The sequence below is a fragment of the Pseudofrankia coriaricola genome, from assembly GCF_032027725.1.
In the GTDB taxonomy this organism is placed as follows: Bacteria; Actinomycetota; Actinomycetes; order Frankiales; family Frankiaceae; genus Pseudofrankia.
In genome coordinates this window covers 42222-54742 of sequence record NZ_JASNFO010000033.1, presented here as the reverse complement: position 1 = coordinate 54742, position 12521 = coordinate 42222, and the positions used below count along the sequence as shown (strand labels likewise).

11 protein-coding genes and 1 pseudogene are annotated in these 12521 nt (G+C 70.8%); 8 read left to right on the top strand and 4 right to left on the bottom strand.

All coding sequences use genetic code 11. The features are described from left to right. The first annotated feature begins 13 nt into the window (after positions 1-13). The 3 genes from msrB to QOZ89_RS18570 all read left to right on the top strand — a co-directional run bounded on the left by msrB (position 14) and on the right by QOZ89_RS18570 (position 2310). Complete coding sequence (msrB, locus tag QOZ89_RS18580) at positions 14-448, top strand: peptide-methionine (R)-S-oxide reductase MsrB (RefSeq protein WP_312624339.1); 435 nt, start codon at positions 14-16, stop codon at positions 446-448. A gap of 404 nt (positions 449-852) precedes the next feature. Continuing rightward, positions 853-1596 carry a DUF4262 domain-containing protein gene (locus QOZ89_RS18575; protein ID WP_312624338.1) on the top strand — a complete coding sequence of 248 codons (744 nt, stop codon included), beginning with the start codon at positions 853-855 and terminating at the stop codon, positions 1594-1596. 78 nt (positions 1597-1674) lie between these two features. Further along, complete coding sequence (locus QOZ89_RS18570; RefSeq protein WP_071052623.1) at positions 1675-2310, top strand: pyridoxamine 5'-phosphate oxidase family protein; 636 nt, start codon at positions 1675-1677, stop codon at positions 2308-2310. 238 nt (positions 2311-2548) lie between these two features. On the opposite strand, the gene QOZ89_RS18565 is transcribed toward QOZ89_RS18570, so the two are convergent. Beyond that, complete coding sequence (locus QOZ89_RS18565; RefSeq protein WP_241842221.1) at positions 2549-3439, bottom strand: PhzF family phenazine biosynthesis protein; 891 nt, start codon at positions 3437-3439, stop codon at positions 2549-2551. Positions 3440-4468: 1029 nt separating this feature from the next. Here QOZ89_RS18565 and QOZ89_RS18560 point away from each other — a divergent pair. Further along, the gene (locus tag QOZ89_RS18560; RefSeq protein WP_071052568.1) at positions 4469-4861 is read left to right on the top strand and encodes an MmcQ/YjbR family DNA-binding protein; all 393 of its coding nucleotides are present in this window, start codon (positions 4469-4471) and stop codon (positions 4859-4861) included. Between the two features lie 101 nt (positions 4862-4962). Here QOZ89_RS18560 and QOZ89_RS18555 read toward each other — a convergent pair. Beyond that, positions 4963-5103 (bottom strand): annotated as a pseudogene (locus tag QOZ89_RS18555) (LuxR C-terminal-related transcriptional regulator); the annotation flags it as partial. A 147-nt stretch (positions 5104-5250) separates the two neighbouring features. Between QOZ89_RS18555 and QOZ89_RS18550 the strand changes: the two are divergent. From QOZ89_RS18550 to QOZ89_RS18540, 3 genes are all read left to right on the top strand, one after another. Beyond that, the gene (locus QOZ89_RS18550) at positions 5251-8211 is read left to right on the top strand and encodes a Tn3 family transposase (protein WP_312624337.1); all 2961 of its coding nucleotides are present in this window, start codon (positions 5251-5253) and stop codon (positions 8209-8211) included. Between the two features lie 270 nt (positions 8212-8481). Then, entirely contained in the window at positions 8482-9645 is a 1164-nt protein-coding gene (locus QOZ89_RS18545) for a pentapeptide repeat-containing protein (protein WP_312624336.1), read from the top strand. Between the two features lie 316 nt (positions 9646-9961). Then, the gene (locus QOZ89_RS18540; protein ID WP_312624335.1) at positions 9962-10906 is read left to right on the top strand and encodes a tyrosine-type recombinase/integrase; all 945 of its coding nucleotides are present in this window, start codon (positions 9962-9964) and stop codon (positions 10904-10906) included. A 38-nt stretch (positions 10907-10944) separates the two neighbouring features. Here QOZ89_RS18540 and QOZ89_RS48280 read toward each other — a convergent pair whose 3' ends face one another. Further along, entirely contained in the window at positions 10945-11016 is a 72-nt protein-coding gene (locus QOZ89_RS48280) for a hypothetical protein (protein WP_312624394.1), read from the bottom strand. Between the two features lies 1 nt (position 11017). Further along, the gene (locus QOZ89_RS18530) at positions 11018-11311 is read right to left on the bottom strand and encodes a response regulator (RefSeq protein ID WP_312624334.1); all 294 of its coding nucleotides are present in this window, start codon (positions 11309-11311) and stop codon (positions 11018-11020) included. Between the two features lie 28 nt (positions 11312-11339). Between QOZ89_RS18530 and QOZ89_RS18525 the strand changes: the two genes are divergently transcribed. Next, positions 11340-12176: a bifunctional 5,10-methylenetetrahydrofolate dehydrogenase/5,10-methenyltetrahydrofolate cyclohydrolase gene (locus QOZ89_RS18525; RefSeq protein ID WP_071052564.1), complete on the top strand. Its 837-nt coding sequence runs from the start codon at positions 11340-11342 to the stop codon at positions 12174-12176. Positions 12177-12521: the final 345 nt, after the last annotated feature.

Below are 12521 nucleotides of genomic sequence, written 5' to 3'. Positions count from 1 at the left end.
CGACAGGAGCACCATGACCGACAGCCAGAGCAGCACCCCGCGCGCCGCCGACGAGAAGGTCGTGCGCGACGACACCGAGTGGCGCGCCCTGCTCGACCCGTCCCGCTACGCCATCCTGCGCCAGGCCGCCACCGAGCGGCCCTTCACCGGCGCCTACACCTACTCCAAGGAGACCGGCACCTACATGTGCGGTGGCTGCGGCAACCCGCTGTTCGCCTCCGACACCAAGTACGACTCCGGCAGCGGCTGGCCCAGCTTCTACCAGCCGATCACCGAGGGCGCCGTCGAGTACATCGAGGACCACTCTCACGGCATGACCCGCACCGAGGTCCGCTGCGGCCGCTGCGGCTCCCACCTCGGCCACCTGTTCGACGACGGCCCCGCCCCCACCGGCCAGCGCTACTGCATGAACAGCCTCGCGCTCGACCTCGACACCAACACCACCTGAGCCCAGCCGCCCGCCACGCCGGCCCCCAGGACCGGCCACACCCCGGCGGCCCCGCCTCGGGGCCGCCAACCCACCCGACCCGGCACATCCGACCCCGCCGGCTCCGCCCCCGCCGTCGACGGCCCGGACCGGACCGGACCCGCCGGACATGCCCACCGCGAGCCGCCGCCGGTGAGCAGCACCTACACCAACCCCGGCCCTGCGTCGGGCCCTTCGCCACCAGCACCCGGATCTGTGGACGGCCCGCCGACATCCACAGCGGAACTCGCCGGCACCAGCGCACATCCACGCCAGTCCGTAGCGTGACCCACCGGAGGACCACAGGCGCACCGACCAACCACACGGCTCCCAGGAACCCGGAGCCGCGACGCAGGGGGCGTTCCACCGCACAGCGGGAGACGCCAATGAGCAAGCACCGCGGCCCCCGGACCCGCCCGCGCCGCACCCTCACCATCACCAGCGCCACCACCGGCCACACCCACGGCACCAGGACCCACATCACCACCCCGACCGGCGGGCCCAACCGGCTCATCGACACCGAACACGAACTGGACCGCCTCTGCGACCAGTTCGAACAGCGCTACACCGCCCTCCTCGACGCCACCATCACCGAGCAGGGCTGGGCACTCCAGGGCGTCGGCGGCGACCCCTGCCTGCCGCGCCACGTCTACACCATCGGCCTGACCGCATACGACCACCCCGAACTCGTCGTCGTAGGCCTACGCACCCAGCCCGCCGCCCACCTCCTCAACACCCTCGGCGAGCAGGTCCGCGCCGGCGCCCGCCTCACCGCCCGCCACCAGTGCGCCGACTTCCCCGGCTGGCCACGCCTCGCCCTCCTCGACGTCGACCCAGGAACCTCCGCCGACCTCCTCACCTTCGCCAACCGCCGCTACCAGACCCCCGACGGCCCACCCGTCGACGCCCTGCAGATCGTCTGGTGCGACCCCGCCGGCCACTTCCCCTGGGAACCCGGCTGGGTCCTGCCCCACGACACCCAGCCGATCCTCTACTACCCCCTCGACCCCTTCGCCGCCCTCGACGACGAGGACGAGACCGACCTCGCTCACCCCGCCGCCCCCGACAGCGAGCACACCGACCAGGACGGCGGAGACGACTCCCCCCGCCACCACACCGCCGCCAACTGACCACGGCCCGCCCCCAGGAACCGGTTCCCCGGACAAGGCGGCCATCCCGCCGGGGGACCGGTCCATACAGTGGCCGCCATGCCACGGACCGAGGCCACCCGCCTGCCCGAGCTGATGTCCCACAACCGAGCCGACCTCGACCGGCTGCTCGCCTCCACCGTTCTAGGCCACGTCGGTTTCGTCGACGACGATCACCCCGTCGTCCTGCCGACCGCCGTCGTCCGCTGGGACGACCAGCTCCTCATCCACGGCTCCACCGGGTCCCGCTGGCTGCGCGCCATCGCCACCGGCCAGCCGGTGTCGGTCTCCATCGCCGCCATCGACGGCGTCCTCATCGCCCGCTCCGCCTTCGAGTCGGCGCTCCTCTACCGCAGCGCCGTCCTGTTCGGCACCTTCACCCCGCTCACCGGCACCGACAAGGAGACCGCCCTCGACATCCTCACCGACCGGATCGCCCCCGGCCGCGTCGCCGAACTGCGCCGCCCCACCGCCAGAGAACTCGCCGCCACCCTGCTCCTCGCGATGCCGATCCGGCAGTGGTCGATACGCGTCCTCGACGACTGGCCCCACGACCCCGCCGACGACGTGGCCGGACCCGCCTGGGCCGGCCAGGTCCGCCTCGGCACCCCACCCCTCACCGTCCTCGACGCCCCCGACCTGCGCCCCGGCATCCCCACACCACCCTCGGCCACCGCCATCCACGGCATTCGCTGACCCCACAGCCACCCGCGACCCCGTCCGAACCCGGCACCCGGCGCTCCCCGGCGAGTCCCAAACCCGCCGGGGGAGTATCAAAAGCCGGACCGCCGAACTGCGTGCCGCCACCGCCAGCCCCTGACGGGCCCCGCCCGGGCAACGCCACAACCACGTCACCCGAGCCCACGCGCGCCATCCCACGCAGCGCCCAGCACAGGCCAGTCCGAGACCCGTCCGCCACGGGTCCACCGGCGAACTACCCGCCCAACACCACAGCCGGCCCCGAGACCGACACACCACCGGCCGCCGGAACATCCACCGTCAGGACACCCGGACGCCCCATGTCCTGCCCCTGGTGGACCGTCAGCCGCGCCGGCGTCACCACCAGCTCCAACTCGCGCAGGTAGCCACCCAACGCCGCCGCCGCGGCACCCGTCGCCGGATCCTCGACCACCCCACCAGGCGGGAACGGGTCACGGGCATGGAACGTCGCCGCGTCCGCCCGCCACACAAGCTGCACCGTCGTCCAGCCCTCCGACGCCATCAGCGCCGCCAGCCGGTCGAAGTCGTAGTCCAACGCCGCCAGCCGCGCCCGCGAACCCGCCGCCACGATCGGATGAAACGCCCCCGCATAGCCAACCCGCGGCGGCAGGGCCGGATCGAGGTCCTCCGGCCGCCAGCCCAGCGCCGCCAGCAGCTCCGACAACGCCCCGGCGGACACCGGCGCCACCCGCGGCGGCACGCTCGTCAACGTCGCCACCACCCCCGCGTCCGTCACGGCCGTACCGACCTCCACCGGCCCCGCCGCCGTGTCGAACACCAACGCGCCTGTCCCATGCCGATCCGCGTAGGCCACCGCCGACGCGATCGTCGCGTGCCCGCAGAACGGCACCTCCACCAGCGGGCTGAAATACCGCACGTCGAACCGGCCGCCGCCCCTCGCGACCAGGAACGCCGTCTCCGAATAGCCCACCTCCGCCGCGATCCGCAACATCTCCCCGTCGGACAGCCCGGCCGCGTCCAACACCACCCCAGCCGGGTTCCCACCCTCCGGCGACGACGTGAACGCCGCATACCGCAACACCTCGACGCCAGACCCGGACACCCGCACCAGCTCCATCCCTCGCCAGATCCGACCGCCACGCACGCGCGTCTCCCAGGCACCGCGTCGCGCCCGATCGGGACTCGACGCTGCCCGTGGGCGTGGGCACGGTGCCAAAACCAGCACACGGCCCGACAACAGCTACCAGACCACGCGTCACCCCGGAACACACCCCGAAGCCACATTCAACGAACCCCACGGCAGCGGATGTGGGGAGGGATTTCCGACAGGTGTGGTCGACATCCTCCCTGATGCCCGGGCCATCTATTGGGACGCGTCGGGCCGGTCCAGGGCAAGCTCGGTGCCGGTAACCGCTGGCAGGTGAGCACTCTGACCGCCTGACCTCAGGCGAGGTGTCCGCGCTCAGGGACCAAACTCAGCGCACCTCGGCCCCGAACCCACAAGCCGTTCATGATCTGGTGGGATCGTCCGAGCCGCGGCCCCAAAATTCCACCAGATCATGAAACGCGGCACCAACAGCGGCAACCAGTGGAAGACCTCGCCGCCGGGTGTCGGAGAGGCAGAAAACCCGCTGGCACCAGCAGTTCCCCCCCACTCCCCCAAGCGCCGATAAGGAACATTATGTCAAGTAGAGGGGAGTGGGGCCGGCCTGTCGCGGCCCACCGGCCGGGCCCACCCTCCGAGCCTCACCCGAGAAAGTCCAACCGGCCACGCCGCCGGCTCGCCCCGTCCCGCGGCGCGAGCCCCGGGGAAATGCCGATCCAGCCAGCACCCGCCGACGGGACCGTCGCCCACGTCACGACAGCCAATAGTGGATCTTGCCGCCATCGTCGCCGGGGTCGTCGATGACCCCCGGCCCCCGGTGATGTACCGATTCTGATCTTCAAGATCAAACTGACGGATGTCTGCTCGTCAACAGCGTTGATTATCTTCGTTGTTGCGCCGGTGATCAGATCGCCCGGGCCATGACCGGGTCGGCCGATGACCTCGATCGTTCGTCGTTGGAGCTGAGACGCAGGACGCGGGACGTCGGGACCTGGCGCCAGCTCGGCACGGTCGGCCGTTCCTGGCGAGCCGGGGTGACCTGTCGGTGGTGTGTGGCACATTGCGGGCATGCCGGAACGCCCACCCGTACCGCGCGAGATGGTCAGCCGCCTTGGCGCGCTCCTGACCGGGTTCCCCGACTGCGTCGAGGAGGACGCCTGGACCGGTGTGCGCTGGCGCGTCGGCCAGGCGACGGTCGCGCACGTGTTCGGCGGGGAGGACCAGCTCATCAGGATCACCTTCCGGGCCGAGCTCGGCGAGGTGATGGCGTTCGAGCGCCTCGGCCCGCCGTACTTCAAGGCGTCGTGGGGCGAGAACGTCGTCGGCCTCGTCCTTGATGGCCAGACCGACTGGGAGGAACTTGGCGAGCTCCTCACCGACGCCTACTGCCTCCAGGCCCCGCCCCAGCTCGCCGAGCGGGTGCCGCGACCAGACCTCGCCGGCCGGGCCAACGGCGCCTAATGTAGATCAACTCCGCTCATAGATCAACTTCATCGCCGCCGGCGCGTCAACAGCGTTGACTATCTTGTGTGCCTTCGGGCCGACGCCAGGCGCGGCGGCGGTCAGCGGGTGTTCGGGGTGACGAGGCCGGTCTCGTGGGCGACGACGACGGCCTGGACACGGTCGCGCAGCGAGAGCTTGGACAGGATCCGGCTCACATACGTCTTCACCGTCGCCTCCGACAGAGGTACGGGCGCCATTAACGGACGTGTCACTGGCCCCAAACGGGGTGGATCTTCGATGGATTGGCCGTTCCCGACGAGGGTGCTTCACTGACGCGACTGCACGGGGGCCAGGGCTCTGGTGCCCGGTCGTCGCTGACGAGCCGTACTTGAGCATGATGTGCGGCCATGGCGCGGCAGCCGGTGGGCGTGGATGAGCTGGTCCAGTACTGGACGGTGCTCGGTGACGAGCTGGAGCTCGTGGCAGGTAAGCGGGGTGGGACGCGGCTGGGGTTCGGGCTGCTGCTGAAGTACTTCACTCGGCATGGCCGGTTCCCCCGTGGTGGGGCGGAGTTCCCGGACGAGGTGGTCGAGTTCGTGGCCCGACAGCTGGAGGTGCCGGCGGCGGAGTTCGAGTCCTACCAGTGGGTCGGGAGCACGATCGAGTACCACCGTGCCCAGATACGCGGGCATCTGGGGTTTCGGGCGTGCTCGGTGCAGGACGCGGAGAAGTTGACGGCCTGGCTGGCCACCAACGTCGCGCACGCCGAGCGGAACGCGGACCGGGTGCGCGAGGAGCTGCTGAAGCACTGCCGCGAGGAGAGCATCGAGCCCCCGGCGCCGGACCGGATCACGCGGATGGTCCGTTCCGCGTTGCACACCGCGGAGGAGACCTGGTTCGCCACCGTCGCGGCCCGGTTGGTTCCGGAGGTGCGAGAGCGGATCCTCACTCTGGTGGCCGCCGCCGGTGACACGGACGAGGAGGACGCGGACGACGGCGAGTCGGTGCTGGCGCTAATCAAGGCGATGCCAGGGAACGTGAGCCTGGAGTCGATGCTGCGGGAGATCCGCAAGCTGACCGCGATCCGGGCGATCGGGCTGCCGGCGTCGCTGTTCGCCGACGTGGCACCGCAGGTGCTGGCTTCCTGGCGGGCGCGGGCTGCGGTGGAGTCGCCGTCGCACCTGCGCCGGCGGTCGCAGGAGGCTGCGGTGACGCTGCTGTCCGCGCTGCTGGTGGAGCGAGAGCGGGAGGTGACCGACTCGCTGGTGGATCTGCTCATCGCCACAGTGCATCGGACCGGCGCCCGGGCCGAGCAGAAGGTGACCAACGAGCTGATCAACGCCTTCAAGCGGGTGACGGGCAAGGAGAACATCCTGTTCCGGATCGCCGAGGCGTCGCTGGCCCAACCGGACGGTGAGGTCCGCGAGGTCGTCTTCCCGGCCGCGGGCGGAGGCGAGCAGACGCTGAAGGAGCTGGTCCACGAGTACCGGACGAAGGGGCCGGTGTACCGGCACACGGTGCAGACCACGCTGAAGGCGTCCTACACCAGCCACTACCGGAAGGGTCTGATCGAGCTGCTGGAGGTGCTGGAGTTCCGTTCCAACAACTCCGCGTACCGGCCGGTCATCGACGCGCTCGCCCTGGTCCAGAGGTACGCGAAGGCCGGGAACACCACCTACTACCCGCTCGGCGAAACTGCGCCGGAGCATCGGGTCACCACCGGGCAGTGGGCGGAGCTCGTCTACCGCGCAGACAAGCGCGGCCGGCGTCGGATCGTGCGGATGGTCTACGAGGTGGCCACCTTCCAGGCGTTGCGCGAGCAGCTGCGCTGCAAGGAGATCTGGGTGGTCGGCGCGGGCCGCTGGCGCAACCCGGACGAGGACCTGCCCACGGACTTCGAGGCCCGCCGGGTCGAGCACTACAACGAACTGCGCAAGCCGCTGGACCCGGCGGTGTTCATCACCTCCCTGCGTGAGGAGATGACCGAGGCCCTGGCCGGCCTTGATGAGGCCCTGCCGGGCCTGGGCTGGGTGGAGATCAAGGAGCGTAAGGCCGGGGCGATCAGATTCACCGCGCCGGAGGCGTCCGAGGAACCGCGTAACCTGCGGCGGGTCAAGAACGAGGTGGGCCGCCGCTGGAACGCGGTGCCGCTGATCGACATGCTCAAGGAGGCCCTGCTGCGGACCGGCTGCCTGACGGCGGTGACCTCCGTGGTGGGCAGCGGGCACCTGGCGCCCGAGGTGCTGGCTGAACGGCTGATGCTCGCGATCTACGCCTACGGCACCAACGCTGGTATCCGGTCGGTAGCCGGTGGCGAGCACGGCCACACCGAAGAGGAGATCCGCTACGTCCGGCGCCGCTACCTGACCTTGCAGGCTGCCCGGCAGATCGCCATTGAGATCGCCAACGCCACCTTCGCCGAGCGAGAGACGGGGTTGTGGGGCACCGGGTCGACCGCGGTGGCCTCGGACTCCACGCACTTCCGTTCCTGGGACCAGAACCTGTTCACCGAGTGGCACTCGCGCTACGGCGGCCGGGGGATCCTGGTGTACTGGCACGTCGAGCGGGGCTCGGTGGTGGTGCACTCCCAGACGCTGCGGGCCTCGGCCTCGGAGGTCGCGGCGATGGTCGAGGGCGCGATCCGCCATGGCACCACGATGAGCGTCGAAGGCAACTATGTGGACAGCCACGGCCAGTCGGAGATCGGGTTCGGCATCACCCGGTTACTGAACGTCGACCTGCTGCCGCGGATCAAGCAGATCAACCGGGTGCGCCTGTACCGGCCGAACGCTGGCGAGCCGGGCGCCTACCCGAACCTGCAAGCCGCCCTGACCCGGCCAATCCGCTGGGACCTGATCGACGCCAACTACGACCAGGTCATCAAGTACGCCACCGCGATCCGCACCGGCACCGCCTCCACCGAGGCGATCCTGTCCCGTTTCACCAGGGCTGCCTTGCACCCCGCCTACCAGGCGATGCTGGAGATCGGCCGCGCTCAGCGCACCGTCTTCCTCGCCCGCTACCTGCGTGACCGGGACCTTCAGCGGGAGATCGAGGAGGGCCTGAACGTGGTGGAGTCCTGGAACGCGGCGAACGCGGTGATCTACTACGGCAAGGGTGGGGAGATCTCCACCAACCGGCGTGAAGAGATCGAGACGGCCGCGCTGTGCCTGCGGATCCTCCAGGCATCGCTGGTGTACGTCAACACGCTGATGCTCCAGGACGTCCTCGTCGAGCCGCAGTGGTCAGGCCTGCTCACCCCCGCCGACCGGCGTGGGCTCACCCCGCTGTTCTGGTCCCACGTGCGCCCCGACGGAGAAGTCCGCCTGGACCTGGGATCACGCCTGGCCATCGGCCCCACGACCTGAACTGCGCGAGGACGTGCAGTCGGGTCAGCGGCGTATCGCCTGGGAGCGGGACCTTGCCCGCCGCAACGTGCTCGTCGACGTCGGAGCGGACGCTGCCGCAGATAATCACCGACTTTCTGCGGAACCCGCCCAGACCCACCGATCATGCACCCGCAGACCGCCCATCAGCACCGACTCAGGCCTAGCATTGTTTTCGTTCCGATGTTCCTCAAACCCCAACCAGTACAACACGCACAGAGCCGGTCAAAGTCTTACTAGACTTCCATATCCATGGCGATTGGGGGGCCGGACAGCGGTCGCCGGCCGTGGCGCGACCGGCTGGTCTGGCGCCGTGCGGTCGCGGCCCTGCTGGCCGGAGTAGCGGGGCTGGCCGTTCTGGGCGCGGTGTTCGTCGTCCTGCCGGGTGTGGTGGTCGACCACGATCTCGCTAGGGCGAGCGTCGCTCCGCAGGACCGGCTGAGCGCGGTGAACGACGTCCGTACGACGCTTCTGCAGGCCGTCGGCGGCATGATCGTGCTTTTCGGCGCATACGCCACCTGGCGGCAACTGCGAGTCAGCCAGGACGGCTTGCGCGCCACCCAGGAGGGCTACGTCACCGACCGGTTCAGCCGGGCCGTCGATCAGCTCGGCAGTGACAAGCTGGAAACCCGCATCGGCGGGCTCCACGCGCTGTGGCGAATCGCGGAGCACTCCGCCCGCGACCGCGAGGCCGTCATCTCCATCCAGGCCGCTTATCTGCGTACGCACCTGCCCTGGCCGCCCACCGGTCCGGAAGCTCCAGCGGCGGAGGTGCCTATCAACGACATCTCGCCGCTGGAGGTCCGTGCCGCCGATGCCCAGGTGGCGCTGACCGGCCTCGGGGTGCTGTGCCAGCGCCGGGAGCAGTCCTGGGTCAACCTCAGCGTCACCGACCTGCGACGGGCCGACTGCGACGGGCTGTGGCTGCCCGAGGTCAACCTCGATCGTTCCTGCATGGAGGCGGCGGGCCTTTACCATGCCAACCTGACGCAAGCGTCCCTCGTCTCGGTCAACCTGCGACACGCCGACCTCAAAACCGCGATCCTGCGCCGGGCCCGCTGCGTTCTGGCCGATTTACGGGGCGCACGACTGGTCGAGACCGACCTGCGCGACGCAGACTTCACCGAGGCTGACCTGCGCGAGGCGAACCTGCGCAAGGCCGACGCCAACGGCGCTGTATTCCGCCACACCGACCTGCGCTTGGCCGACGTGCGTGGCACCGACCTGAGCACGGCCGATCTTCTCCAGGCACGTCTGACCGGCGCGGTGGCCAGCGAGCACACTCGCTGGCCCGCTGGCTTCGACCACTCGGCCGCCGGCGTCGTCGTTACCGAGGACCCCGGCCCCGAACCTCCGCCGCTACTCCAGCCACCAGGGATAACGACACATCACCCGCCCCTGCAATCCATGCCGTGACCGGGAGATCCGGGTGAAGACCGTTGCGGGCGCGAAGACCTGGCCGGCGTTACTTCTCCGGCCGGACGAGACGGTCTGTGACCTGAGCCCCTGATGGCGCATCCAGCGCCGCCCACACAGCCGTCGCCAGTGCCTCGCCCGCCGGGGAAGAAAGCCCGTGGGATCACGCTAGTGACCGCAGCCGGGCAGTGACACAGAATCGAAATTACCTGTCACATACCCTCACCGCGGGGCGCGTGGGCCCAGGTCGGTGCTCACCGCCCCGCGGACGACTCCGTAACGTTATGTGTCACATCAGTTCGGGAGGCCGGCCGCCGTGTCCGTCGTCGCGTTCCCCGGCCCGGCCGCCGAGCCCGTGGCTCTCGCGGCCGCCGTCGACCGTTACCTCGACTCCATCCAGGTGTTGACGACCCGCGCAAGCTACGCCGAGACCCTCGCCCGCCTGGTTGCCGTCGCCGCGGCCGACCGGCCCGCCGCCCTGACTCCCGAGGACTACGCCGCCGTGATGCTCCGGTGGAACGGTGCGGCGGGAGCCACCTGGAACCGGCACCTGACCGCGCTCACCTCCTTCACCGCCTGGGCGCAGCGCCAGGAGCTGCTGGCGACCAACCCGGCCCGGCGGTTGGAGCGCCGCAAACCCACCCGCCGCGGGGACCGGGCCATCCCCCGCTCCCGCCTGGAGGCGCTGTTCACCGGCGACCACAACGGGCTGCGTGAACGCGTTCTCTGGAGGCTGCTGTATGAGACCGCCGCCCGCGCCGAGGAGGTCCTCTCGCTGAACATCGAGGACCTCGACACCGAGTTCCGCCGCGCCCGGGTGATCTCCAAAGGCGGCGCGATCGAGTACGTGCACTGGCAGACCGCCACGGCCCGCCTCCTGCCCCGCCTGCTGTCTGGGCGTACCACCGGCCCGGTGTTCCTCGCTGACCGGCGCGCTCCCGCCTCCGGCCGCCGCGCGCCCGCAGCCGCCGACATCGACCCGGCCACCGGCCGCGGCCGGCTGTCCTACCCCCGCGCCGAGCACATGTTCAAAACCGCCTCCGCGCAGATCGACCCGCACAGCCACGGCTGGACGCTCCACCAGCTACGCCACTCCGCACTCCAGCACCTCGCCCAAGCCGGACGCACCGCACCCGAACTGCAAGCCAAGTCGCGCCACCAGCACCTGGCCAGCCTCGGACACTACGTCCGCCTCGGCGAAGAAACCTCCGCCCGCGTCACCGCCGAACACGACCCCACCACCCGCCGCCGCACCCGCTGACGGAACCCCCACCGGATTTGGGGCTGGTGACACGTTCGTTAATGGCACCCGAGGTACAGCGCGGCGGCGATCTCGGTGTTGGACAGGCCACGGGCGATCAGGATCAGCACCTCACGCTCCCGCGGCGTCAGCGATGCCAGGTCGCGGTGGGGGCGGCCTGGTTCGTCCGGGCGAACCGCTCGGCCAGACGGCGGGTGATGGCCGGGTCGGCTGGCCGTCGGTGGCGGCCGGGGCGTCGGCGAGGATGCGCCGGGTGGCCTCCAGCCCGTCCAGCTCCGGCATCCGGACGTCCATGAGGACGGCGTCCGGGCGCAGCCGGCGGGTCGCGAAGATCGCCTCCAGCCCGGTGCCCGCGTGACCGACGACCTCGACGCCGCCGGCAGCGAGGATCACCTCGACCGGCAAGCGCGCGGGCTCTTGTTACGGTGCGGGCATGAGGCTTCTGGACGGGCGGGCGATGGCGGCCGAGATCGGCCGGGGCGTCGTCGACGAGGTCGCGCACCTCGCCGAGACAGGGGTGACGCCGACGCTGGCGGTGGTGGTGCCCGGCACCGATCCGGCGGCGCTGTCCTACGTCCGGGTCCTCGAGCGCACCGCCGGCCGGGTCGGCGTCGGCTTCCAGCGCCACCAGCTGACCGACGACCCGGCGGAACTGGCCGCGGCACTCGACCGGCTCGCCGCCGACCCGGCCGTGCACGGCGTGATCGCGCAGACGCCGCTGCCGGCCGGGATGATCACGGGCGAGGTGGGTGACCGCATCCCACCGGTCAAGGACGTCGACGGGATGAACCCGGTCAGCCTCGGCCGCCTCGCGCTCGGCCTGCCGGCGTTCGCCCCGGCGACGGCCGCGGCCGTGGTCGAGGTGCTGCGCCGCGGCGAGGTGGCGATGTCCGGCGCGCGGGCCTGCGTGATCGGGCGCGGCGCGGTCGTCGGCAAGCCCGCCGCGCTGCTGCTGCTCGCCGAGAACGCCACCGTGACCGTCTGCCACTCCCGGACGAGCGGGCTGGCCACGGTCGCGCACGAGGCGGACATCGTCGTCGCCGCGGTGGGCCGGCCGGGGCTGGTCGGCGCGGGCTTCGTCCGCCCGGGCGCCGCCGTCGTCGACGTCGGCACGACCGTGACGGACGCGGGCCTCCTCGGCGACGTCGACGCGGACGCGATCGCCGGCGTCGCCGGCGCCCTCACCCCCGTTCCCGGCGGTGTAGGCCCGGTCACGACGATGATCCTGCTTCGCCACACCGTCCAGGCCGCATACCACGCGACCCGCTGATCCCTGCTCCCAGTCCCCCTCACCCGACGATGTCCAAGATCGAACTTGGGCGCCCGGCGCTGTCAACACCGTGGACAACACCGTGAGACCCACCCCCGTCTCGTGACGTCCCGCGCCTTACAGGCGAGTCGATGTCCTCTGGCGTCCGCGCCGCCGCGAATGGGACTTCGGGGGCATCGTGCGGACGTGAACGCCGGCGGCACCTCCTTCACGGAGATCTCCGGAAGCGTCACCGTTCGGTTCGGTTCGGTTCGGCCACGATGGTCGGGACCTGGAGCAGCGGCGCGACCTACGGTGCGCGTCAACGACACCGGCCTCGCCTCGGCCGCATCATCCCAGTACCGT

What these genes read in the sequence shown, in the direction of transcription:
- msrB (WP_312624339.1), top strand. Translation starts at nt 14, where the DNA reads ATGACCGACAGCCAGAGCAGCACCCCGCGCGCCGCCGACGAGAAGGTC.
- QOZ89_RS18560 (WP_071052568.1), top strand. Translation starts at nt 4,469, where the DNA reads ATGCCGGAACGCCCACCCGTACCGCGCGAGATGGTCAGCCGCCTTGGC.
- QOZ89_RS18525 (WP_071052564.1), top strand. Translation starts at nt 11,340, where the DNA reads ATGAGGCTTCTGGACGGGCGGGCGATGGCGGCCGAGATCGGCCGGGGC.
- QOZ89_RS18550 (WP_312624337.1), top strand. Translation starts at nt 5,251, where the DNA reads ATGGCGCGGCAGCCGGTGGGCGTGGATGAGCTGGTCCAGTACTGGACG.
- QOZ89_RS18570 (WP_071052623.1), top strand. Translation starts at nt 1,675, where the DNA reads ATGCCACGGACCGAGGCCACCCGCCTGCCCGAGCTGATGTCCCACAAC.
- QOZ89_RS18545 (WP_312624336.1), top strand. Translation starts at nt 8,482, where the DNA reads ATGGCGATTGGGGGGCCGGACAGCGGTCGCCGGCCGTGGCGCGACCGG.
- QOZ89_RS18575 (WP_312624338.1), top strand. Translation starts at nt 853, where the DNA reads ATGAGCAAGCACCGCGGCCCCCGGACCCGCCCGCGCCGCACCCTCACC.